Raw genomic sequence first — 24,540 nt, 5'->3', positions numbered from 1 at the left:
ATAAACTGTTTATAAATTAAAACGCTTGTTTTAGAGTTACCGGGTAATAAAGAAACGACCTTTCTAAATTGTGTCACTGAAAGCCTGTTTCAAAGCAACATTCGTTCAACTATATCTAAGCGATTGAGGTAGTATGAAATTCGCTGAAAACAATAACCAAGCTGCTGAATATCTTCGTCAGGCCATCCCATTGATGGTCAAGCACAACATCCCCCCCAACCCACTCAATTATGCGTTGTGGTACACCTATGTGAGTGACCGTCTACCAGAATTAAATGTTCAGCTAGACAAAACACTTACAACCTACGGCACTTGCCCTACCATGCTCAGCGAACAACTTTTTCGTGAGCACATGATCAAGGATGAGATCAACGGTGCTGAAGATATTCAAGCAAGTTTAATCAGCTTAATTAACAACCTCTATGAAGATGCTGGCCACACAGCTGAAAAAACGGCCAATTTTAGTACCGTATTAGAAGAAAGCTTAGCCACACTTAAGGAACAAGAGGATGGCGAAGTAAGCCTACCCTTAGATTCAATTATTCATGTGCTATCAACACATACCAAATCTATTGGTGACACTGCACGCCTATTTCAAGAACGAATGCATGCGGCTCAAATAGAGATCCAAGCACTCAAAGAAGAGCTAAATAAAACAAGGCAAGATGCTCGTGTCGATCCGCTGACCAATCTATTCAATCGTCGGGTATTTGACTCTGAACTAGCGCAACTCATCAGTAACACAAATCACAACCTTATCTCATCATTCATTTTGGTAGATATAGATCGCTTCAAGAACTTTAACGATACCTATGGGCACCTTATGGGCGATAAAGTGTTGCAATATGTGGGCAAACTTCTAAAAGATGTATGCCCTGAGCCTATGCTTCCAGTACGTTATGGCGGTGAAGAATTTGCCGTTTTGATGCCTGGAGTGAACATAGAATCTGCAAGCGAAATTGCAGAAAAGGTACGCGAAAAAATTCAAGCAATTAGAATTAAACAAAAGAAATCGGGAGAAATCATCAGCTCGATTACAGCGTCTTTTGGGGTTTCTCAGTTAAAACCTGGGGAAACCGCTGAACAATTAATAGACCGCACAGATAAAGCGCTTTATGAAGCCAAAGACAGTGGCCGCAACCAAGTGAACTGCGCAAATTAAAGAAACCCTGTCTAATATCTAATGGCTAAAACCTGCTTGCTGGAACAAGAAAGAAAGTAAGGCCCGAACACAGTCCGGGCCTGAAATCTTTCCTATTCCTCACAAAATTCCTACCCCACACACAACCCTGCTATATCATCGCTCAAAAGCCTAATTCAAATACTAAAAGCTATTAAATTTTCTGATATAAGTGATTTCCCCAAACCGTATCTAGAACTAACTAAACCTTATAACAAGACTATAAAAAATAGTTTTACGTTATCAATATCTATTTATAAGCCAACAAAATAAAGTATTACGCCTTCACGTCATATATACTTTTGAAGATAAGAATTATCTAAGTAACTCAACAACGAGATTATTTGAATTTACCAAGAGCGCGAAAAAAGAAACTAGGCGATTCCCTACTGGGCTAGGCTAATCATAGGCTGAGACATTGAACTGTTTTAAGTGCTCATCCCACAACCAGTACGCTTCTGAGGTTAAATGCACGCCACCACGCCAGAAATCACTTGGATTGTCCGCTTGCCACTGTTTATTACCTTGAAGCGCTTCCGCCCCAGCAACCGTCAGCGAAAAAACCTCCTCACCATTAACTAGACACTTACTAATATAAGGTAGATCTGCATTCATCAGGCGGTTAAGTTCAGAACGAACAGAAAGGTCTCCCATAAAAGGAGCCGATTCCAACTGTTGCAGATGATTAAAAACCCGCCTAAATGTTGCTGGCCCAGAAAGAATCTCGTAATACCGTTCAGTAGCAGTAACCCCTTCAGGCAGTAAACCCTTTAATTCCGACTGCTTTAAAGTATATTCCAAGGCAGGTAATTCATCAGGGGCACGCAATAAGGTCAACAGTAAATAAGTTTGCGTTAAAGTTAAGCCCGTTTCTATAGATGGATATTCAAGACAAAATCGACGTAGTGCTGCCGCCATAAAAGGCCACTCAACTATTTCGGTTTGTGCAACACTCGCCAAGTTTTCAGGCGATGGGGCAGTAAAAAAATTCCAAATAGTATCTGCCACTATAAGATGGCGCTGTGATAAAGGAACGCGCTGATTAAACAACTCTTCCATCATCTCAAGTGTCAGATTACCTAAGCCATAAAAATAAGGGACCTCAGGATGGCGATCAATACAGATAATTGATAACGGAGGCGTCGCTAATCCAAGATTAAGAAGGCGATGACAGATCTCTAGCAGCTGTAGTTGATCGTATAAATCATGCTCAAACCACAATACAACTTCATCATAGACTTCAATATTGTCTAATCGATTTTTCCGAGCAACAAAGTCAGCTGCAATCATCTGTTCAGTGATCTCGCCCGAATACTCTGCGCTCTTAAGTAAACTCATCAAATAAGTGGTACGCGCCTTACTGTATGCTTCATATGGAAGCGCGAGAACCGGACCATCATGTAATAGATCTTTCCAACAAAGCACATCACCCTGTATCAATTCTGAGCGATTAAGCATATCACCAGAATAATCACCATTTGTAATATGTAACTTCATCTTTACTCCATTAGCCCATCGTTCTGCTCCAGAACCAATATCATTGGATGGGAACAACACTTACCCTATCAAGCCTCAGGAATGATAGCTAATAGATCGGTGGTTGCTAAATCAACTCCATTTTGACTCAATAATGTGGTCACTTGACCACGATGATGGGTTTGATGATTAAAGAAATGTTGTAGTAGATAGCCAAACCGTTTTTCGAATTTATTCCCATGCATATTATAATAGGCTAGCGGATAAGCGAGATCATAAACTTCTACCTGATCACATAGATCAATAAGTGCCATATCTAACACATAACGTGCGTCCCTTAACTCATTAAAGTCGTGGTACAGTAACGCATCTAAAGTATCTGGGTTTTCTATTAGTTTAACCGCTTCTAAAGCCTTAAAATGGGATGGATGCTCAGCAAACCGTTTCAACCATATAATATCGCCAACCAAAATATGATTAAGTGTGCCTAAAATAGAATGAAAAAAAGCACCCTGCTCTGCAGATAGCAACGACGGTTCCAATTCACTTGCAGCTTCATAAATACTTTCGTTCATCCACTGGTTATAACGAGCCATTAACTCAAAATGATCTTTCAGTGTCATATTTCCTCCTTTATTTTTATCTATTTAAACAAGCAAACATGACAACTTGTAGATTCTTCTCATTGGCTAGGTAAAATAGTTCAGTTACTTTTATCTATAGGTCCTTCTTATGCAGGCATCTCCACTCAAAGTTCTAGTTATTGGATACGTCTGGCCGGAACCTAAATCATCTGCAGCCGGTAGCCATATGTTATCCCTGTTGCGTCTATTTAAACGTCAAGCCTGGCAGGTGATATTTGCCAGCCCTGCACAAGTAACAGATCATATGGTCGACTTAAAAGATGAGGGAATAGATACCTTATCGATTACATTAAATGATAGTCGCTTCGATCAAACCATCCATGAACTACAACCAGATATTGTTATGTTTGACCGCTTTATGATGGAAGAACAGTTTGGGTGGCGAGTCGAAAAAAACTGCCCAAATGCTCTGCGTATTTTAGATACGGAAGATCTGCAGTGTTTACGAAATGCCCGCCATCAAGCAGTAAAACAAGCAAGAGAGATGCAGATAAGTGATCTATACACCGATATTGCAAAACGTGAAATTGCCGCGATCTATCGCTCAGACCTTTCATTAATCATCTCCAGCTATGAGATAGAGCTGCTCCAAAAGCACTTTCAAATGCCCGCTTCACAAATTCATCACCTCCCTTTTATGCTCGATCTTAATCATCTCCCCAAACAGCTTGCCTCCTATGAGGATCGACAACATATGATGATGATCGGCAACTTCCGTCATGCCCCTAACTGGGATTCTGTTCTATATATACAAACCTTGTGGCCAGAGATTAGAAAACGATTAAAAGAGAAAGGGCTACCGAACATAGAACTACATATTTACGGATCCTATCCGCCACCAAAGGCAACTGCACTACACAACCCTAAAAGCGGTTTTCTAATCAAAGGCTGGGCAGATGATGCTTACGACGTGATACAAAAAGCACGCTTATGCTTAGCTCCCTTACGATTTGGTGCTGGCATTAAAGGCAAACTTTTAGACGCAATGGTATGCGAGACACCCTCAATAACAACGGATATTGGTGCGGAAGGTATGGCTCCAAACTATAGTTGGCCAGGCAAAATCGCCAATAATGATGAAGAATTTATCAACGCCTGTGTGACGCTTTATAGTGAACCTGATAATTGGTTGTTGGCTACACAAGCAGCGAGACCAATTTTAACGACTTTATATGATGGTAGTAAAACAGGCCCCGCTCTGATTCAAAAAATCTTAACCTTGCTCGACAATTTACAAACTCACAGACTCCACAATTTCACCGGTTCAATGCTAATGCACCACAGCATGAAGAGTACTCAATACATGTCCCAATGGATTGAGGCTAAAAACAAACAGGTTGAATAAGTAAACATGTATTACTAAACAACAAAGGATTAGCCTTGTCATATAATTTTCATACTTCTACCTTATTCTGCAATATTTTCAGTAATGCGCTTTATTCGGAAAGCGTCAATTAGTGACTAATCAGCATAGGTAATAGGCTATAAATGTTTAAAATTTTGGAGGTATTCTGGCGTTTTCTTCTGCTAGGTTGCACTAGTTTTGGAGGCCCTGCAGCTCACTTGGGGTATTTCCAAAAAACATTTGTCCAAGATCTAAAATGGCTTGAACAGGAAGCTTATGCCCAACTTATCGCCCTAAGCCAATTTTTACCCGGCCCTGGGTCAAGCCAAGTGGGCTTTGCTATCGGATTAAAACGCGCAGGTATAGCAGGAGGCATTGCGGCTTTTCTAGGTTTCACACTCCCCTCTTTTCTCATTATCTATTTTATTGCCACTACTCAATTCGGCGAAGGCAGCAGCGGAGTCAATGGCCTAATCCACAGCTTAAAATTATTGGCCGTTGTTATAGTCGCCGATGCAACACTGAATATGCAACGTAGCTTTTGTAAAGAAAAACGTTCACTTTGTATCGCTATACTTAGTGCAGCCGCCCTGTTAATACTACCTAATATTTGGACACAGATGGCTGTATTGATGGGGGCGGCAGTGTATGGCGTAGTAGAATCCAGAAACCAATCCCATATAGAAAACACTGCTCTAAACATACAGAAAAATTCTACATCTACAGTAAAATCTATACTCGCTAAGCCTCCCTTTATCCTCTTTATTAGCTTGTTCCTAATGTTACCTCCTCTCGCTTATATTTCTGATTGGGCCACCCTTGCTGCACCTTTTTACCAAACGGGTAGTTTAGTTTTTGGTGGCGGACATGTAGTACTTCCTTTGTTACAACAGTCACTAGAACATATTGATAACGACCGTTTTATTGCCGGTTATGCCGCCGCTCAAGCAGTACCGGGGCCGATGTTTACATTAGCTACATTTTTAGGTGCAGAACTGACTCCTAATGCAAGCTTAATAGGAGCCTTAGTCGCAACACTATCTATCTTCCTACCGGGTTTATTGCTGGTATTAAGTCTACAAAATACGTGGGAATCATTAGCTAAACAACCTAGGGTTGCTGGGGCAATCTGGGGCGTTAATGCGGCTGTAGTTGGGCTGCTGCTATCTGCCTTATATCAACCTATTTTCTTAAGCGCAGTACAATCTAATATCGACTTTGCCATCGCGCTTATCGCATTCTTTATATTAAGACAGTTTAAGCCACCTATACTACTATTCGTTTTAAGCTTTATCGGCCTTGGTTTTCTGCTTTAATAATCAATAGTGTTAATAGCATTCGATATAAAAAATACCCTATAAAAATCACAGACAAAAAAAGCCCGCACAAAGCGGGCTAACTCTAAGCTCAAAGGGAAGGAGAGCTTATAAGAAAGTTAAACAGGTTCTCGCATAGTCACAAACTCTTCAGCGGCTGTTGGGTGAATACCTATAGTCGAGTCAAACACCTCTTTAGTGGCACCCGCTTTTAAGGCGATACCTATGCCTTGAATAATCTCACCTGCATCAGGACCAACCATGTGCACGCCAATAACTTTACGTGAATCAGCATCCACCAGCATCTTCATAAAGGTACGCTCTTCACTGCCGCTTAAGGTATGCTTCATCGCTCTAAAACTCGATTTATACACCTCAACATTGCTGTATTTTTCACGCGCCTGTTCTTCGCTCAAGCCCACGGTACCTATATTAGGCTGACAGAAAACAGCGGTTGGAATTAGGTCATAATCAACCTTTCTATTCTCACCCGCATATAGGTTATTAACTAGGGCCATACCTTCAGCCAAAGCTACCGGTGTTAACTGAACACGATCAATCACATCTCCTACTGCATACACAGAAGGAACGTTGGTCTGGAACTCATCATTAACGATGATCGCACCGTTTTTAGCCTGTTTAATGCCTAGCGTTTCTAAACCAAGGTTAGCTACTTTAGGGTTACGGCCTGTTGCGTACATAATAAGATCAGTTTCAATACTAGAACCGTCTGTCATCTGAGCAAGCAAAGAGCCATCCGCCTGCTTCTCTATAGATTCAACATTATTATTAAATACTAGATCTACGCCTTTTTTAGCCACTTCTGTCGCCGCAAACTCACGTACTTCATTATCAAAGCCACGTAAAAACAGATCACCGCGATAAACCAATTTTGTCTCAGTACCAAGGCCTGAAAAAATACCTGCAAATTCGACCGCAATATAACCACCGCCAACGACTAAGGCACGTTTAGGAAACTCATCCAGATAAAAGACTTCGTTAGAGCTAATGATATGTTCTTTGCCTGGAATGTCAGGCACATTTGGCCAACCACCAACCGCAACCAAAATACGCTCAGCGCTATACTGCTTATCACCTACAGCCACAGTATGATCATCAACCAATACCGCACGACCATTTATCAGCTCACAGCCAGAATTAACTAAAAGATTCTGGTAGATCCCATTTAGGCGCTCAATCTCTCGAGTTTTATTATCACGTAAAGTGGGCCAATCAAATTCCACGCCTTTATTGGTTAAACCAAATCCCGCAGCTTCAGCAAAGCCTTCTGCATATTGCGAAGCGTACACAAACAACTTTTTGGGTACACAGCCAACATTGACACAAGTCCCGCCTAAATGACGATCCTCAGCTATAGCTACCTTTACACCCATACCAGCAGCCATACGAGCTGCACGCACACCACCTGAACCGGCACCAATTACAAATAGATCAAAATCATATTCCGCCACAACAGGCTCCTTTACTTGTGTCTTAAAGATGGGTCTATTTTATAAGTATCAATTTACATTGATACTACTATGAGGGCTAATTAAGAAAGTTAAATAGCCTAATTGATTTTCCTAATCACTTTCAGAGTATCTTTCCCCTTAATTGTTCAATAAAATTCATATTCATTTATTTACCGATCAGGACAGCGATCAGATGAAACTAATTTGCTTCAACGTGAATGGCCTTCGCTCACGCCTCCACCAACTACAAGCCGTTATCGACAAATACCAACCAGACATCATCGGCTTACAGGAAACCAAAGTCCATGATGAAGCCTTCCCTATGGCCGATGTTGAAGCGATGGGCTACCACGTCGAAATCCATGGACAAAAGGGCCATTACGGTGTTTGTCTTATCTCCAAAAAGCCACTGACCAATGTACAGAAAGGTTACCTAACAGATACCGAAGATGCGCAAAAGCGCATGATTATGGGTGATTACGAAACAGACAACGGCAATACGGTTCGAGTCATGAACGGTTACTTCCCTCAAGGTGAAAGTGTAGATCACGAAATAAAATTCCCAGCTAAACGTAAATTCTATGCCGACCTACAAAGTCACTTAGAGACCCACTGCTCACCTGAACAAAATATCGTTGTTATGGGTGACCTAAATATCTCTCCTGAAGATAAAGACATCGGTATTGGTGAGCCTAACCGTAAACGTTGGTTAAAAACAGGCAAAGCAAGCTTCCAACCGGAAGAGCGGGAATGGTATGGAAAACTAATAGACTGGGGCTTAACTGATTGCTTCCGTTACCTTAACCCTGATGAAGACCGTGTTTTTAGCTGGTTTGATTACCGCTCAAAGGGATTTGCTGATGATCCTAAACGTGGTCTACGTATTGATGGTATTTTACTAACAGCACCACTGCTAGAGAAATGCCAAGATGCCGGTGTTGATTATGAGATTCGAAGCATGGAAAAACCCTCTGATCACGCCCCTATCTGGGCAGAACTGGATCTATAATTCAAATATAGAAACCTTGCCCTTAAGCGCTTAAGGGCAAGGCTTACTTAAATAGGGTTTCCCTCCACCTGCATCGGCAAAGAACTCAGTATTACCGTTGAATCTGCTAAGGCTTAAAAGAACAGGCCGATAATTCTACTCAATTCTGCTAGAATGGACCGTTCGATCTCCTGAATCTTGAGCAGTTACCTTTTTATGTCTTTTTCTTCACTTAATCTTTCCGACTTCCTGTTAAATGCTTTAACGGATTTAGGTTACACCGAACCAACGCCAGTCCAACTGAAAGCCATTCCAGCGACGTTAGAAGGTAAAGATGTGCTGGCCGCTGCAGAAACAGGCTCAGGCAAAACTGCAGGGTTTGTGCTGCCTATACTGGAAAGGATGAAAGACTCAATTCCACCGCGTAGCAACCACGCTAACGTTTTAATACTGGTGCCTACCCGTGAATTAGCCGTTCAGGTTGAAGAAGCCGTTCAACAATATGCAAAATACTTCCCACGCAGATTAAAATCACTCGCTGTCTATGGCGGTGTATCTATCAATACTCAGATGCAAGCCATGCGTAGTGGTTGCGATATAGTTGTAGCCACCCCTGGGCGCTTAATCGATCTATTTAAACGTAACGCAATTGATCTACGCGCCGTACACAGCTTAGTGTTAGATGAAGCAGATCGTATGCTTGATTTAGGTTTTAGTGATGAATTAGATGATATTCTTGACGAACTCCCAGAGCAGCGACAAAATTTACTCTTCTCTGCTACGTTTCCACACAGTGTCCGGACCTTGACTCAAGAGATACTCAATAACCCTATTGAAATCTCGATTAAACAAGAAGCTACAATTCCTGAACAATTAGCACAACGCGCAATAGAGGTCGATCGTACCAATCGCACTATGCTGTTGAAGCACCTGATAAAAACAGAGAACTGGTCTCGCGTTTTAATTTTTGTTGCCAGTAAACGTACCGCCAACAATGTAATTTTAAAACTATCCCGTGCAGATATTAATGCACAAGCACTACACGGAGACTTAACTCAAGCAGAGCGCAGTGGCGCCTTAGCTGATTTTAAGTCAGGAAAATGTAAGATATTAGTGGCCACCGATCTCGCTGCACGCGGCATCGACATCCCTAATCTCCCTTGTGTGCTAAACTATGATCTACCCCGTTCGCCAGCAGACTATGTACACCGCATTGGACGTACTGGTCGCGCAGGCGAAATAGGCTTAGCACTCTCCTTCATCGACCATGAAGGTGACAGTCACTTTAAACTGATTGAAAAGCGCATTAAACAAACCCTTGAACGTGAGCAAATAGAAGGGTTTGAGCGCGATAGTATCGTCCCCATTGAGGTTCGAGAACAAAAAGGTCAAGCGCCGGTAAAAGGCAAACGCATGAGCAAAAAAGATAGAATCCGTGCTGCGGAAGCCGCTAAGAAAATTTGGGGCGAAAAATAACGTTCGATGTCGATCATAGCTAACAGGTAAATACAGCTATACAAATATTAACTTTTTAGGAATTACCTTTTAATGCTGGATAAAATTATTATCATACGAGACTACCTGAATGCAGTAAAAACTCGCTGCACCTACAATGCAGCGGCTCAAGCGCTGGGCATTAAACCGGCGGAATTTAAAAAATTACTGGATGAACGCAGTCCGGAAAATTCTTGGTTCGTCAATACGGGCGCTGGAGATCCAGTAGGATACTCCGATGATGAAAAGCACCCAGAACTTTATCGGACAACACGTATTATTAAGTCCGCTGAAGTTTTAACTCGAAACCTTGATCTGTAAAAACGCACTGGCATAGATAAATGGGGATACACCCCATTTATCAACATGCTCGACCCAACTCGATTGATACTCAGTATAGGCACTATGATGACAGGCAATAAGTTTAATGCCGACCAGATTCAAGCCCTTCTTGATGAGCTCAATACAACGGGTAGTGGCTGGCATATAGATAAAGGAAAAGTAACCAAACAATTTGTATTTAATGATTTCAGCACTGCATTCGGTTTTATGACCTTATGCGCCATCTACGCCGAAAAAATCAATCATCATCCCGAATGGTTTAATGTTTATAACAAGGTAAACGTTCAACTAATGACCCACGAAGTATCTGGAATCTCCGACAAAGATGTCGACCTTGCCAAACAAATGGATCTGTACGCATATAAACTGGCAAAACAGTAACTCTTCTTATCTCCCCCCTTCAGTCCGAATAACTTTAGGCTATAAGCTTCACCCACAAAACTGGCACATAAATCGCTTTAGATAAGCTAACATAGATTATACTTTGAGCTTTGCCATGACCATTTATACAAATAACAGCTACAACACCGCTTATACTACGCCCTCTAAGGTGATAAATAGCTCTCTAACCACTAACAACCAAGAGGTAAATCCTCACCCCCAAGGGGCAAAGGTTTACCCATCGATCAACAGTTCAAGCGTGACCTTATCTGATGAAGCCAAAGCGATGCAAACCAGCACAGCCGTTTATCAAATGGATACCGGAAGTGGTACGAAGGAGATCGACTTAGATAGCTACTTCACCCAATCCCCCTCAGTTAACGACTTAGCCTCTGGCGCATCTAATCTTCTCTTACCTAGTGCTAATAATGTATTGGCACTACAAAAACATATTTCTTCTGTCTTCCCCAACTTTTTAACTCAAAACAATATTCCTGAAGCGCCTCAAACCATTCAATTTGATGACCAAGGAAAATTGGTTCTACCTAATGATTATGCCTATACAGCGGAATTAACGACGGCATTCGAGCAACATCCCGAAATGCTTAAAACATTACAAACGGCTCACGCTTTATCCTCTCATGTAGCGGCGATTCAGGCGACTGAGCCTATGCGTGAAGCCTTAGCACAAGCTCAAACACAGTCGGAAGTGGATATTATTTTAGAAAATTTCTCTGCCTACTTAGGTGACAACCGCTCCCAAGCCTACCCTGAAATCAGCTTAGAATTTTCCAAGAATGGAGAGCTGAGTATCAACGCCGATGGCACATCATTAGTATGAAAAAGTGAAAGATCAAAAGGTGCTTAACATCTCTAGACTTCCTGTTAATCGCCTATATTCTCCCGTTATTACGAGCTTAATGGGTCTATATTTGTAAATTAATAAAGTTACATATATCCGCTTTGCACTTAAAATATGACTATAAAAACATCATAAAAATACAAAGAATCGGGGCGATCACAGAAATACTAAAGCACTTCCCGATCATATTGAGAAAGTGCTCATCTGGACTTTTCCATATATATAACGCATTAATAATCGCCGTTAATGGGATAGCGAAAATACCAATAAGGTAAGCAGCAAGCCCCGCCCAAGAACCATTGCCTGTATTTGTTTCTATCACAATAAAAACCACAAGCACCTGCAATAATGCAGGTAAAACCACACCAAAAAGATAACGCATTAGATCCCTTTACAACCGGCTTTGTTTATTCCACCACTGGACATTTAAAATCCGGCCCTTTAACGATTAGCACATCACAATCAACATCATCGACTACTTTTTCCATAGTGCTGCCCAACAGAAGACGATCGAACATACCTCGCGCCACCGCACCCATCACCAGCACATCGATACCTTTTTGCTCTGCATATTGGCTAATTACAGACTCCGCTTCGCCTTTTATAATATCAACCAATTCAGAATCAACGCTAAGACCAAACTCAGCTAGCAATCGATTACAACGTTTCACATGCTCTTTTTCTACTCGTTCTTGTAAAGCAGCATAATCTGTCACCATGTGCTCATCAAAAATAGCTTCGTGGGGTAATGTATTGAAACAGTGTAAAACACGTTGCTCACTTAGATTATCAGTGATAAACATTTGAGCCTTTTTTAAAATAACTTTATCTATCTTGCCTTGCTCATCACCTTGATGGAAGGGGTCCACACAGGCCGCTATACGGAGGATATCTTTCCAAGGTTTCTGTTTTACAAACAGTACAGGTACTGGGCTTTTCCTTGCAATCAGCCAGTCTATAGGCGCAAACAAATAGTGCCCTATTCCACGATGGGGCTGAACCCCATGTATTAAAAGATCAGGCTCAAAACGCAAGACTTTACGCAAAACACCCTCAACCTGATGGCGTTCCCAACACACATCAAAACTGACCTTAACGCCCGCAGCTTCTACCCTCTCGGATAAGGCTTCTAGTTTCGCTTCCGTCTGACGAATATAAGCGTGCTCTGCTTTCTGCTCTGCCGCTTTATCAAACATATACCCTTGGGTAATCCCGCGGTTGTAACAACAATTAAACAACTCAATAACCGCTGAATGTTGCTTTGCTAGCAATATCGCTTTGTCTAATAAGCCTGCGTTGTCATATTTGAAATCGATATTAACCAGAATTTTATCCATATTCTCCCTCATCATAGGCTTAATCTTTCTTAGTTACGGACGTTGCACTCGAGGATAACTATTCAAAGTATAGATTCAATAGATGAAAGGTACCTTGATTGAAACATTTAACGACTGAATAAAAAAACTTTTATATTAGAAATTACTTATATATAATATTGAGATATAAATTAATCTTAATCTACACTTTCTGAAAACAGGAGGCTTTATGACTATCAATGCAGCCCTACGCTTAATGGCAGGCCTCGTTGTCCTTGCCAGCTTAGCACTCGGAACCTACGTGAATCCAAACTGGTATTACCTAACCGGCTTTGTTGGTTTGAATCTATTTCAATCCGCATTTACAGGTTGGTGTCCAGCCATACTTATCTTTCAAAAAATGGGTCTTAAAGCTGAACGCTGTAGCAGTGAAGGTGTCACCGTCAATCAAGCGGTTCATATTATCGCAGGGTCGGTAATCTTATTAACGGTAGCAGCGGTACTCTTCTTAAACCTAACACCTATGCTCCTAATCATCACCGCTATTATTGGTGTGAGTTTAAGCCAGTCAGCCTTCACTGGTTGGTGTCCAGCGATGATGATCGCAACAATGCTAGGCTGTAAAAAAACAGAAGGGGTTTAAACGCTCAAATAGCGCATTATAGTGACCTCAGATAGGGTCCCGTATAAAGCCTGTAACTTATGCCGAGTACCTTTATTCGGCTTTTTTATTGTTTAAGAACAATTTTTTTCATTAACTGTCGTTACTTTTCGCTCACTGTCGTTACAATGGAGCAGTTGTTAACTCGGTTGGATTATAAATTTGTTTTTAAGACTTGCAGGCTTAATTTTGCCTTCTCTGCTACTACTTGGTGGTATGGGTCTTGTGCTGCCTATAGCCACTCAACTTAGCCACGAATATCAACAAATTTTATCCTTAACCCCCTACCCTGTCGCTTTTATTGTCGCACTACTAGGTTACTGGTTTAAAAGAAGCCAAATTTTGTTTACGGCCCTCAATTTAAGTGGCGCCTACTGGCTTATTCAACATGGTTTACAAACCAGTCTGAACCAACCTGATGCTTTTGTGTTATTCAGTAGCATATCGGTACTACTCCCTCTTCATATGGCATTAATCGCTATCTATAAAGAGCGAGGATTATTTACTCCTATAGGTATCATTAGAATCGCACTTATAGTTTTCAGCTATCTCACCCTTTATTTAAGTTGGGCCAACGGCTCTATAGGGCTTTATTTAGCTGATCTACCGATGAGCATGCTAGAGATGCTGTTCCATAAATATTACCTAAGTGAAGCCGCCGCTATTACTTTTACGGTCTGTTTTATTCCGGTAGTACTCTCTTTTACGATACGTAAAACTTATACAGATGCGGCCCTACTTGCTTCATTTATCTCAGCATTAATCATGTTAAGTTACTTCGATAAACCTCTTATCTCAGCCCTGTTTGTATCTGCCAGTCTAATTGCCCTAGCGATTTCAATAATGCAAAACTCTTATCAGATGGCTTTTATTGATGAATTAACCGCGATTCCCGCCCGTAGAGCCCTGCAAGATAAATTAGCAACCTTAGGTAAACGCTATACCTTAGCCATGTGTGATATTGATCACTTTAAAAAGTTTAATGACACCTACGGGCATGATGTAGGTGATCAGGTTTTAAAAATGGTTGCAGCAAAGCTAAATCAAGTCACCGGTGGCGGCAAAGCCTATAGGTATGGGGGGGAAGAGTTCACCTTAGTTTTCCCTGGTAAAAACGAGGAGGAAGCACTCCCTTATATAGAGCAGCTCAGGGAAACAATCGCCAATTATCCGATGCATATCCGTAATCAAGATCGTCCAAAAGATAATGATCAGGGCCAACAACAGCGCCATAAACGCGATAAAAGTGAAGTAGTCAGTGTCCAGATAAGTATTGGTATTTGTGAAAAAACAGCGGACTTAGCCGATGCCCAAGCCGTTATAAAAAAAGCGGATGAGGCACTATATGCATCGAAGAAAAACGGTCGTAACTGCTCTACAACGGTCCATTACAAACCTAAGCCAAAACCAACCCGTCGTGGGCAGCGAAAAGATTACGCTTAATAAATTCGCCTCATACTCAGTCTACCAAGCATATTAGTAGCTCCACCTCAGCCGTGCATATATATTCGATGCATCTTCAAACTGGCCAAAAAAAGTATGGGGCTGCTCTCCGCCAAAAATATTTCCACCTAAGGTTAAATTCACCTGATCATTAAAGCGGTATTTAACTGAGGGGCGGTGATAGTAGTCTTGGTCTGTAGGCGAATAAAAGCTAAACCAGTTAAGTGTTAAATTGTCCTGCATCGCTCTATAGGTCAAGCGAAGAGTCCATAATTCCCGATGCTCATCAGGGCGATATATAGAACCACCGTCATTAGCTGCCAGCGCATCGTAGTCAAGTATATGTTCAAAATAGTATTGAACGCCTAAGTTCAGTTTCGAAATTAACTCCTGCTCATAGCCCATTAAAAAACGAATCTGACTATTTGGAATTAAAGGGTCGCTTCCTCCATCATCAACGCTGTTGTACCACGCTAATTCAGTATGACCTATACCACTAGCAATATTCGTACGAAGGCTAGCACCTAAACTTGTTAACGGGCTGAAATAAGGCTGATTATTACTATTAATAGCATTAGGTTGTTTCCAAAAGCCGCGATAGCCATACAATGCCCACTCTGTACTACGACCACTAAGTATTTGGCTACGCCCATAAATACGCGCTGAAAACTCACCATGACTGAAGCTCTCACTTGGCTCTTCCGGTACGAGCTTTCCGTTAGGTGCGGCTACTTGTGTTCCCACCCTCGGTGAAAAATAGGAAAAGCGCTCACCTGAAATAAAATTATCGCTGTTAAATATAGGTGTCCAAACAAAATCAATATTCGCTTTTTCCCCATAAGCAGACAGTTTTATACTAGACGAAGGCGCCTTCAAATACTCATCATCTCGACCAGCAAAAAAAGATACCCAATCTTTAGCAAACAGGTCATTTAAAAAGACTAGATCCCCAGTACCCCAAGTTAAAACTTGATGCCCCGCTCTCACATCAACATTATCCGCCAGGGAAAACTCCGCCACAGCTTCCCGTAGATAGATATCTAAACCACTCTCAACCCCATCAGCATATAGGTCTACTTTACCGCTCAGGCGCAAGTCACCTTGATAACTTTCCGCTTCAACTCGGGCACGCACCTCTGCCAAGCTTAAATCATCACTTATTAACGCATCATCACTCACTCGGCTACCGACAGCGGTTTCGATAAAGCCATGTACTATAGCCCCTTGTTTCTCCTCTTCGCCCCAAGCGTCATCCCCCCAATCATCTGCCGCATAAAGTAGAGATGAGAGCGAGAAGGTTACAACCGTAAATATAAGCCTTGCTTGGGCTATTTTAGACTTCATTACTGTCCTCTCTGCAACCATTCACGTGGTGGCTTACGCAATGAGCGCTCACTAAATACAGCCTGATCCATACCTAGATCATAGTTTTGAAAACGAAACTCTAAGGTAGTTGAACCGCCGCTACGCAGATCAGAAACTTTTGATTTAGTTACCGTTTCATGGCCTTGAATAAGTGCGCTAGAAAGAACCTCTACACGTCGATAGACTGTATCGTTCTCATCCCTATATTCTATTTTTTCCGGCAAGAAGTTAGCTTTGCTAATCCAAGCAATATACCGACTAAATTCAGCACTATTTGTATCTAGAGGTTTATTCTCTATCACATAATGTTTATCTGTAGTTTCCAGTAACTGATGGCTATCTTCCCTTATGCTACGCCCCGATACATCTTCATAAAAATAGTGGGAGCCAACAAAACTTGTACGTTTATCACCGGCCGAAATACGTTTTACTAAATCTAAGCCAGGAAGATATAACCAACGATCGTCATCCCCACCCGGCTTTTTAGCCACAAGAAATACGGTATTGCGTACATCGGATGGACGACTAAATACAACGAGAAAGTCTTGTTCACCACCCTCTTCTCGATCACGACGTAAAATAGTAAATTGCCGCTTTTGTTCTCTACCTTGAGCATCTTTAATTAACATTCGCGCTTCCGAACGACCATCATTACCCGCGTAGTAAGAGACCAGATTAGCTTTGGACACTATCTCATCTGCATTAGTTAAGTCCGCCGCATAAACATTTTTGAAAACACTAAGGACAGCCACAACAAACAGCGACGTTATGGAGATTAACTTAAACATTACCTTTCTCCTGTTTACTTTTTTAATAAATCATTTTCTGATACTGAAAAAAGCTTATCTTTATTTTTAATGCCGTTAATTACAGCGGGTAATAAGACCACGGTAACTACAGCAGAAACAGCCATAATCATCGCGAGGAAAAAACCGACGGTGATATAAGGCACTAAAGGTGCAAATAATAAAGGGGTGAAGCCTATCGCCACGACAACCGCATTTCGGCTAATAGCTCGAGCGGGACCTTTGTACATTTCATCAACGGTTTCAGGCCAACTACCTGTTTGCTGATAGGTTGCCCGACAACGCTCCAAAAAGTGAATAGCGAAATCCACTGATAACCCTAAAGTTAGGGCGGAGAGAACAGCGATCGGCATATCATAATCTTTACCGACAAAACCGATCAGACCATAAATAAATAAAATCGTGACCGTCAAAGGCAGCATCGCTAATAAGCCGAGTTTTATTGAGCGAAACAGAACAAACATCATCACCAGCACCATAAAAAACGCACTCGTAAGACTGCTTAACATGCCAGTTACCATCTGCTCCTGCCAAACCACATTGATATAAGTTAAACCGGCCCAGTTCATCTCAACATTTTCAGGGAGAGGATGTAGAGCTACATAATCATCTACAAGCTGAATAACCCGACTCATCTCCTGATTATCACCGCTCTTAAGTTGTAGCCATAGTGCAGTCGAATTGTAGTCAGGTGTCACCATATGCCATAGATCATCGGGACGATGAGAGGATTGAAAACTTAAAATAGTTTGTGCCGCAGCATTACTGCTTTCTGGCAGTTTGTACTGGCTAGAATCGCCCCCTTGCAACTCCCTAAATACAGTTTTCAATAAGGTAACAAGGGAATTACTTTTTCCGATTAACTCGGAATCATTTAAAAATAACTGGAGGTCATCCAAATAAGCTAATGCTTCTGGCGTCAGAAAATACTTACTTTCAGATTGCACTTTCTCCACAGCATCTAATAGAGCTAACCAACTCGCTTCATTAGCACTATCCTCATAAGCAGCATCATCTAATTCGAAGGTGAGCTTTTGTAGCAAAGCACTGTACTCTTCACTATCAAGCGAATCTAAAATCTCATCTAACTTAGCAACAACTCCTTCTGCATTTTCACGCGTATTTACCTGTTTGCGTAAATACGCAAGGAAAGCCGTTTTCTGCTGATCCAAGCCGGTTCGCTCCAAAACTAAAAAGGCATCATAGGTACCGGAAAAGTGTTCATTCATCACTTTATCGGCGATACGAAGTCGGTGATCCTCTTTAAACCAGCGCACGGGATTATCATTAATCTGAATGGTTGTTAATCCATAAATTGACACTAACGCTACACCGACAAACATGACCACCAAGGCTTTAGATTTAGCGATGGAGAAACGCCCGGTAATGGACAGCAAGCGACTCAACAGGCTAGCATCATCCTCATGCACCTGCTCCGAAATAGAATGATCTTTAAGTGCAGCCAAGCGTTGAGGCGATAAACTAACAATATAGGCAGGCACCAAAGTCACGGTTAAAACAAAAGCAAGCAAAATACCAAAAGCCACATGTAGGCCAAAAATCTGCACAGGGGGAATTGGCGTAAATGCTAATGAAGCAAAACCGACAGCTGATGTAATTGACGTATAAAACATCGGTGTAAATAGATGCCCTATCACCTCTCTTAACGCAGCTTTAGGTTTATCTCCCGGTTTATAGCGATCTGAAAATTCAGACAATATATGAACAGAATCAACAACGGCGATAGGCATCAGAAAAATAGGGATCATCGAGCTCATAATATGGACGGTATAGCCCTGCCCAATCAATAGACCCATCGTAATAATGACCGCTGCCAATGCAACAAGCATCGGTGCGGTAATCAATAACATGGAACGGAAAAACACCCACATTAGAATAAAGATCATCAACCCTGCTAAAGGAGCAGAGATCGCCATCTGAATGAACATCTCGACACCAAAAGTATCTTCAGCAACGGGAAGGCCAGCCATATAAAACTCATTCCCAGAATCAGGATGCTTTGCCTGTAACTGATCAATAACAACCTGAATCTCTTGAGATAAACGGTAACTTTCAGATTTACTTTCAATGGGTATATAAATACCTGCCGCTTCGCCATCACCAGAGACAAGTGTATTTTGTAGTAGAGGTAGGTTTTCGACCGATGCTTTTATTTGATCAGCCTGCAGTTGCGTTGTCGGTGCCGATTTCATCATCCATTCAAAACGAATAGTACCCGGCTGATCAACCGACTGACTTATATTATCCACCGTATCCAACGACATCAGATCTTGACGGATAACCCCCTGCATAGACTGAACTGCAGCGGAAAGCTGATGCAGATCTTGCAAAGTTTGTGGATTATAAATCCCCTGCTCACTTTCGGTATTAACGACACCAACAATAATAGAGTCATAGAGCGAAAACCGTTTTTTAACATTGTCATGAAAAACACGATCAACCTGATCATGGGGCAACATATTTTCCGGATCTGTATCTACCTTAATGCTCGGTATTTGTAGACCCGCCAGTACAACTAAAGCAATAATCATCAGAAAAACCGACTTAGGTTTTTCCATCGCCAAAGCAACCAGCCGCGTTTTAAACCCCATTGAGCACCCCTATAGTGTGAAGCTTATAGTAAATAAACATCAATTATATTAGTATAAACTAATATTGCAATATATTAAGGCTCTATAAAACTAAGACTAGACTAAGGTGCAGAGGTTAAGTTATGCCCTATACTGACAGCAATATATTAGAAAATTGCGAAAAAGCAGCAAACTAGGTAAGATGAGATCAGTTATAAAAAACTATATATTAATAACTATAAGTTGATAATAATTAATAGCAGTAACGCTGGCGTGAGCGGTATGGAAACTACATTTCCAACATTAATAGTTAAGCGCTTCGGAGTATAATTTTGAACGATTCAACTGTGGCATCACTTGATGCAGAAACCCTTGAAATGATGAAAGATAATGCGGGCAAAGCAGCGCAATTAATGAAGGCGCTCGGCAACGAAAGTCGGTTGTTGATCCTATGCTACCTCGATGGGAAAGAGCTTTCTGTTACAGCGTTGAACAATTGTTTAGATTTAAGTCAGTCAGCACTCTCTCAACACCTTGCTGTACTTCGTAAAGATGGGTTAGTTAAAACCCGCCGAGAGTCACAAACCATCTATTACTCTTTACAAGGTGATACCGCAAAACGCATTATCCATACCCTTCATGAGATGTTTTGCCCAACCATTTAAAACTCAAATTTGTGCGCTGGTTTATCTGGCGCCTCAAACAACGAAAGCTCCATTTAATTTAATCGTTCTTAATTACATAGACTAAGATATTCATCTCATCTATCCCACTATAGGTGCATTTTCCTAGCTAATCATAAAGTTCATTAATAAAATTCACATTCACTAGAATGATAATCTAACAACTAACTGTTAGAGTAATAAGTTCTTTATACTGTAAAAAAAATGAATAGCGTATCTATCAATCTAGAAAAAATGCTATTACTTAGAAAATCTCTAAAAATAAGTTTTATTATTAGTGTATTTCTTTGTTTCCTAATAACTTTTCATTTAAAAGATAAAATCGCTTATAACGAACTTATCTTATGGCTAACACTCAACTTAGGCATACTTTTTTCCCGCCTCTTATTTGTTCTTATTTTTAATGAAAAAAGGCATATAACCGAAAATATTACAATAAAGCTAATATTTTTTAGGGTAGGTGTTTTCTTATCCGGCGCAATATGGGGATGGTGTGGTTATTTCTTTGCTGCCCAGGTTCCCTTAGATTCACAGTTATACATCTCAATGATGTTGGCGGGTTTATTAGCGGGAGCATCCTCCTCTTTATCAGTCGATAAACTCTCAATAATATCCTTTATCATACCAACAATAGCGCCCAATATTCTTCACTACCTAACCTCAGAGCAAGCCACCTCTACAGGTATGGCTTTAATGTTATCTTTATTCTCTATATTCATTATCTATGCCGCCTTACTACAAGGAAAAAAATATAATAGAAAACATTGAGTTAAGAATAAGATCAAGTGAAAGCGAAAAGAAGATACAACACCTAGCATTTTACGATTCACTAACGGGCCTACCTAATAGGTCTTTATTTAATGACCGTTTTGACCAATTATTGCGTACAGAGATGCGAGAGCAGCATTCTATTGCTATCCTTTTTATTGATTTAGATGGTTTTAAAGCTATAAACGATTCTTATGGTCATGGGGTTGGAGATGAACTATTAAAAATAATTGCACAACGTTTTAAGCGCATACTTAGAAGCCACGACACTGTTTCTCGAATGGGAGGGGATGAGTTTGTTATCATCCTGCAAAAAATACAGGTAAGAAAAGATGTGATACATATCGCGGAAAAATTGCTAAGAGAGACAGCTAAACCTATCCCAATAGCAGGTAACACTATTAAAATTTCATCCAGTATAGGTATTGCCATTTATCCAGAACATGGAACCGATAAAGAAACCTTAATCCGAAATGCGGATAACGCGATGTATTTAGCTAAACAGAAAGGGAAAAACAATATCCAAATCCATCACCCTAATACCGCCCATTTAGACAAACAGTTCACTCCTGTGAGCAATAACTCTTAAAAACTCGTCCTATACCCTATGACTTAACGAGGTAGGTTTAAACGTAAACGCTGCCAATCCTCGGTAGGTTCATTTAACATCATTTTCATATCAACAACCTCCTCTTCGGAATTATAATTATTTGCAAAACCTAACTTTTTAGCTAAATTTTGCATACCTTTGTTATTTGGCAAGGTGGAGCCTGTAATTTGCAAAGTACCACGGCTTTTACAATATTGAATAACCTTATTCATAAGCGCAACACCTAAGCCTTCGCCCTGCAGATCATCACGTATAACAACACTAAACTCAGCTTGTACATTATCAGCGTCTGTAACTGCACGGACTACACCTAAGGTTTCCATCCCTTCCCCATCTTCCCGTGGGGCTGTAATAATGAAAGCCATCTCTCGGTCATAATCAATCTGAGTCCAGTTAGCCAGTTCTTGATGTGTTGGGATACCGCGACTGTAAAAATAGCGTAGACGTATAGATTGAGGACTCAGCTTATTGTAAAACTCAAGGTGGTTAGGCTCATCCTCGCCACGAATTGCGCGAATAATGGCCTTACGACCTGAACGCTTAAGGCTTATTTTTTCAGTTAGATGCTCAGGGTATGGAGAGATCGACAAACAGCCCGCTTTAGCTGAAAGCGAGACGGCAACGTCCATCACTAGCAAACCACTTTTATTAACCAACATTGGGTTAATCTCTAACCCTTTAAGATTAGGTAGATCAACAATCATCTCAGATAATTTAAGCAGTAAATTAGCCAGTTGCTGTAGATCCAGTTCAGGACGGTAACTATTTTCTTCAATGATCTGACAAAGCCGAGATTGACTAATCAACTCTGAGGCCAAAGCAAGATTTAAAGGGGGTAGCATGACATGGCGATCAGCTAAAACATCCACGGTATGTCCACCGACACCAAAAAATATTACCGGTCCAAACGTTGGATCTCTAGTGATTCCCACATTAATTTGTAACGATTGGAAACCCCGCTTCATCTGCTGAACACAAAAGCCCATCAAATGCTCTACTGGGTAAATCTCTCCCATCCTATAGGAGAGCTGCGTCGTTGCATGCTCAACTTCCGCACTCGAAAATAGATCTTGCACAACCTCTTTCCAACGCTGGCGGCCTGTATCGTCATAACTGAATGGATAAACATTATGTTTATGCAATGCTTTAACTTGCACTGAGCCCTCTATTTTTGGGGCACATTTCACTACATCATCAATGCTGTCACAATAAAAAGTATTAGCGACAGGAATGTCATATAAATCTAATAGCTCAATCGCTTCCTCATGCCGCAAATAATCCCGCTCTTCTGTCAATGCATCTTGGACAAGCTGCCTAGCACGAATATGATGAGGGCTACTTTGCTCCATATAAGGGGGTGGAGTCTGGCGCATCACGTCCTGATTACGGTGGAAGTCTACCATATGCATAAAAGCATCCACCGATTCTTCAGGCGTTAAAAAAGTTGATATGCCGGCAGAGTTACAATGATTACGGGCCTCAATAGCAGTCGCTCGCCCCATAAAACAGGTTAAAATATTGCGTGGTGTTTTTTTAGCAATCTGTATCACAGCATCAGCCGTTTCAACGGAAGAAGCCATACGTGTCGGCGCATGTAACATCAAAACCGCATCAACATTTTTATCTTTTGTTAATAATCGTACCGCTTCGGCAAAACGTTCCGGACGCGCATCAGAATTAAGGTCAACAGGGTTTGAACGGTTCCAATGGGTAGGCAGTATCTCAGCCAGTGCATCGAGCGTCTCATCCGTTAATTCCGCAAGTTTACCTCTATGTTTAAATAACTGTTCTGTTGCTAACGCATTTGGACCTGTGCCATTACATAGAATAGCCAATCGTTCGCCACGCATAGGCTTCATACGTGTCAGCGTTTCTAATGCATTAAAAAGCTCATCAGACCTTTTAACTCGAACAACACCCGCTCGCCGTAGTGCAGCATCATAAACAAGGTCATCATCATAGATGCCTTCAGCTAATTGAGTCGCAGATTTTGCACCGATAAATGTATCGTTTTTTAACACAAGTACTAACTTGTTACGCGAAGCAGAACGCACCGCAGAGATAAAATCCCGTGCAGACCCATCCACACGGTTTAGCTGTAATAATATGGCATGGGTATATGGATCTTGTGCGAGGTAATCGATCACCGAAGGAAGATCTACATCAGCGCCATCACCCAAGGTCAAAAAATGAGAAAAACCGATCTCTTGACCTGTTGCCCAATCGATCATAGCGGTACCTAAAATACCCGACTGGCCGATATAAGCGACTTTTCCTTTAAGTATATTTACATGAGAATAACTGGCATTCATATTATGACCAGGGACAAGCATCCCCATACAGTCAGGCCCCATGATTCTTATGCCGTAAGGTTTAGCCGCTTCCCGAACTTCATCACGCAATGATCGATGGGTTTCATCATTCATCATCGACAAACCACCGGTTAAAATCATCGCGGCCTTAACCATACTCACGCCTAAGCCACGAATAAGGTCTGCAACAGTTTCCGGTGGTGAACAAACAATGGCTAAATCTGGCATTTCAGGCAGATCTGATAGGGTTTTAAAACAAGATACGCCATGTACCTCGTCGTATTCATGACGGTTAACTGCGTAAAGAGATCCCTTAAAACCACTTTCTAGCAGGTTTTGAATAACAATACCGCCCATGCTGTCTTCTCTGGCAGATGCACCAAAAACAGCAATAGAAGCTGGTTTAAAAAAACGTTTGAGATACTTAGTAGCCACGCACTGAAATCCTCTATCAATATCTCATTATCTTATACTTTTTTGCACTG

Annotated in this window: 22 protein-coding genes; 13 read left to right on the top strand and 9 right to left on the bottom strand. The window is 41.3% G+C overall.

Features of this window, described 5'->3' with window-relative positions:
* Positions 1 to 133: 133 nt before the first annotated feature.
* Positions 134 to 1,162: a GGDEF domain-containing protein gene (locus A3774_RS04535; protein WP_067863788.1), complete on the top strand. Its 1,029-nt coding sequence runs from the start codon at positions 134 to 136 to the stop codon at positions 1,160 to 1,162.
* 417 nt (positions 1,163 to 1,579) lie between these two features.
* On the opposite strand, the gene A3774_RS04530 is transcribed toward A3774_RS04535, so the two are convergent.
* Positions 1,580 to 2,677 carry a DUF1835 domain-containing protein gene (locus A3774_RS04530; protein WP_067863786.1) on the bottom strand — a complete coding sequence of 366 codons (1,098 nt, stop codon included), beginning with the start codon at positions 2,675 to 2,677 and terminating at the stop codon, positions 1,580 to 1,582.
* 68 nt (positions 2,678 to 2,745) lie between these two features.
* Positions 2,746 to 3,279: a DinB family protein gene (locus A3774_RS04525; RefSeq protein ID WP_197468003.1), complete on the bottom strand. Its 534-nt coding sequence runs from the start codon at positions 3,277 to 3,279 to the stop codon at positions 2,746 to 2,748.
* Positions 3,280 to 3,388: 109 nt separating this feature from the next.
* Here A3774_RS04525 and A3774_RS04520 point away from each other — a divergent pair, with 109 nt between their 5' ends.
* Both A3774_RS04520 and chrA read left to right on the top strand, forming a co-directional pair.
* Complete coding sequence (locus A3774_RS04520) at positions 3,389 to 4,645, top strand: glycosyltransferase (protein WP_067863784.1); 1,257 nt, start codon at positions 3,389 to 3,391, stop codon at positions 4,643 to 4,645.
* Positions 4,646 to 4,788: 143 nt separating this feature from the next.
* Positions 4,789 to 5,961, top strand: a complete 1,173-nt coding sequence (gene chrA, locus A3774_RS04515; protein ID WP_067863780.1) for a chromate efflux transporter — start codon at positions 4,789 to 4,791, stop codon at positions 5,959 to 5,961.
* Positions 5,962 to 6,080: 119 nt separating this feature from the next.
* Here the strand turns inward: chrA and gorA are convergent, their stop codons facing one another.
* On the bottom strand, positions 6,081 to 7,433 hold the full coding sequence (gorA, locus tag A3774_RS04510; protein WP_067863777.1) for a glutathione-disulfide reductase: 1,353 nt from the start codon (positions 7,431 to 7,433) through the stop codon (positions 6,081 to 6,083).
* Between the two features lie 193 nt (positions 7,434 to 7,626).
* Here gorA and xthA point away from each other — a divergent pair, with 193 nt between their 5' ends.
* The 5 genes from xthA (at position 7,627) to A3774_RS04485 (ending at position 11,479) form a co-directional block, all read left to right on the top strand.
* The gene (gene xthA, locus A3774_RS04505) at positions 7,627 to 8,442 is read left to right on the top strand and encodes an exodeoxyribonuclease III (RefSeq protein ID WP_067863774.1); all 816 of its coding nucleotides are present in this window, start codon (positions 7,627 to 7,629) and stop codon (positions 8,440 to 8,442) included.
* Between the two features lie 195 nt (positions 8,443 to 8,637).
* On the top strand, positions 8,638 to 9,897 hold the full coding sequence (locus A3774_RS04500; protein ID WP_067863771.1) for a DEAD/DEAH box helicase: 1,260 nt from the start codon (positions 8,638 to 8,640) through the stop codon (positions 9,895 to 9,897).
* 72 nt (positions 9,898 to 9,969) lie between these two features.
* A complete protein-coding gene (locus tag A3774_RS04495) occupies positions 9,970 to 10,236 on the top strand; it encodes a hypothetical protein (protein WP_067863768.1) in 267 nt (88 codons plus the stop codon).
* Between the two features lie 84 nt (positions 10,237 to 10,320).
* A complete protein-coding gene (locus tag A3774_RS04490; protein WP_231867934.1) occupies positions 10,321 to 10,638 on the top strand; it encodes a 4a-hydroxytetrahydrobiopterin dehydratase in 318 nt (105 codons plus the stop codon).
* 115 nt (positions 10,639 to 10,753) lie between these two features.
* Positions 10,754 to 11,479: a hypothetical protein gene (locus tag A3774_RS04485; RefSeq protein ID WP_067863761.1), complete on the top strand. Its 726-nt coding sequence runs from the start codon at positions 10,754 to 10,756 to the stop codon at positions 11,477 to 11,479.
* A 139-nt stretch (positions 11,480 to 11,618) separates the two neighbouring features.
* On the opposite strand, the gene A3774_RS04480 is transcribed toward A3774_RS04485, so the two are convergent.
* Together A3774_RS04480 and A3774_RS04475 are read right to left on the bottom strand one after the other, a co-directional pair.
* On the bottom strand, positions 11,619 to 11,882 hold the full coding sequence (locus A3774_RS04480; protein WP_067863758.1) for a hypothetical protein: 264 nt from the start codon (positions 11,880 to 11,882) through the stop codon (positions 11,619 to 11,621).
* Between the two features lie 25 nt (positions 11,883 to 11,907).
* Positions 11,908 to 12,837, bottom strand: coding sequence for a universal stress protein (locus A3774_RS04475; RefSeq protein ID WP_067863755.1), 930 nt, complete (start codon positions 12,835 to 12,837; stop codon positions 11,908 to 11,910).
* 208 nt (positions 12,838 to 13,045) lie between these two features.
* Here A3774_RS04475 and A3774_RS04470 point away from each other — a divergent pair, with 208 nt between their 5' ends.
* Together A3774_RS04470 and A3774_RS04465 are read left to right on the top strand one after the other, a co-directional pair.
* A complete protein-coding gene (locus A3774_RS04470) occupies positions 13,046 to 13,459 on the top strand; it encodes a YgaP family membrane protein (RefSeq protein WP_067863752.1) in 414 nt (137 codons plus the stop codon).
* A gap of 180 nt (positions 13,460 to 13,639) precedes the next feature.
* Positions 13,640 to 14,920, top strand: a complete 1,281-nt coding sequence (locus A3774_RS04465) for a GGDEF domain-containing protein (RefSeq protein WP_067863749.1) — start codon at positions 13,640 to 13,642, stop codon at positions 14,918 to 14,920.
* 33 nt (positions 14,921 to 14,953) lie between these two features.
* On the opposite strand, the gene A3774_RS04460 is transcribed toward A3774_RS04465, so the two are convergent.
* The 3 genes from A3774_RS04460 to A3774_RS04450 are packed head-to-tail and all read right to left on the bottom strand — an operon-like array spanning position 14,954 to position 19,703.
* A complete protein-coding gene (locus A3774_RS04460) occupies positions 14,954 to 16,264 on the bottom strand; it encodes a hypothetical protein (RefSeq protein ID WP_067863746.1) in 1,311 nt (436 codons plus the stop codon).
* Positions 16,264 to 17,073 (bottom strand): outer membrane lipoprotein-sorting protein, encoded by an 810-nt coding sequence (locus A3774_RS04455; RefSeq protein ID WP_067863743.1) that lies wholly within the window; start codon positions 17,071 to 17,073, stop codon positions 16,264 to 16,266. The genes A3774_RS04460 and A3774_RS04455 overlap by 1 nt, the downstream gene beginning before the upstream one ends.
* Before the next feature lie 14 nt (positions 17,074 to 17,087).
* Positions 17,088 to 19,703, bottom strand: coding sequence for an efflux RND transporter permease subunit (locus tag A3774_RS04450; RefSeq protein WP_067863740.1), 2,616 nt, complete (start codon positions 19,701 to 19,703; stop codon positions 17,088 to 17,090).
* Between the two features lie 359 nt (positions 19,704 to 20,062).
* Here A3774_RS04450 and A3774_RS04445 point away from each other — a divergent pair, with 359 nt between their 5' ends.
* The 3 genes from A3774_RS04445 (at position 20,063) to A3774_RS04435 (ending at position 21,722) form a co-directional block, all read left to right on the top strand.
* Positions 20,063 to 20,347, top strand: coding sequence for an ArsR/SmtB family transcription factor (locus A3774_RS04445; protein WP_082792353.1), 285 nt, complete (start codon positions 20,063 to 20,065; stop codon positions 20,345 to 20,347).
* Positions 20,348 to 20,569: 222 nt separating this feature from the next.
* Positions 20,570 to 21,133 carry a hypothetical protein gene (locus A3774_RS04440; protein WP_067863737.1) on the top strand — a complete coding sequence of 188 codons (564 nt, stop codon included), beginning with the start codon at positions 20,570 to 20,572 and terminating at the stop codon, positions 21,131 to 21,133.
* Positions 21,090 to 21,722, top strand: a complete 633-nt coding sequence (locus A3774_RS04435) for a GGDEF domain-containing protein (RefSeq protein ID WP_075107901.1) — start codon at positions 21,090 to 21,092, stop codon at positions 21,720 to 21,722. Before A3774_RS04440 ends, A3774_RS04435 begins: the two co-directional genes overlap by 44 nt.
* 23 nt (positions 21,723 to 21,745) lie before the next feature.
* Here the strand turns inward: A3774_RS04435 and A3774_RS04430 are convergent, their stop codons facing one another.
* Positions 21,746 to 24,490 carry a bifunctional acetate--CoA ligase family protein/GNAT family N-acetyltransferase gene (locus A3774_RS04430; protein WP_067863731.1) on the bottom strand — a complete coding sequence of 915 codons (2,745 nt, stop codon included), beginning with the start codon at positions 24,488 to 24,490 and terminating at the stop codon, positions 21,746 to 21,748.
* Between the last annotated feature and the right edge of the window lie 50 nt (positions 24,491 to 24,540).

It is taken from the genome of Neptuniibacter marinus, from assembly GCF_001597725.1.
GTDB lineage: Bacteria > Pseudomonadota > Gammaproteobacteria > Pseudomonadales > Balneatricaceae > Neptuniibacter > Neptuniibacter marinus.
Note: the sequence above shows the minus strand (reverse complement) of the source record. Positions and strands in the feature narration are given on the sequence as shown.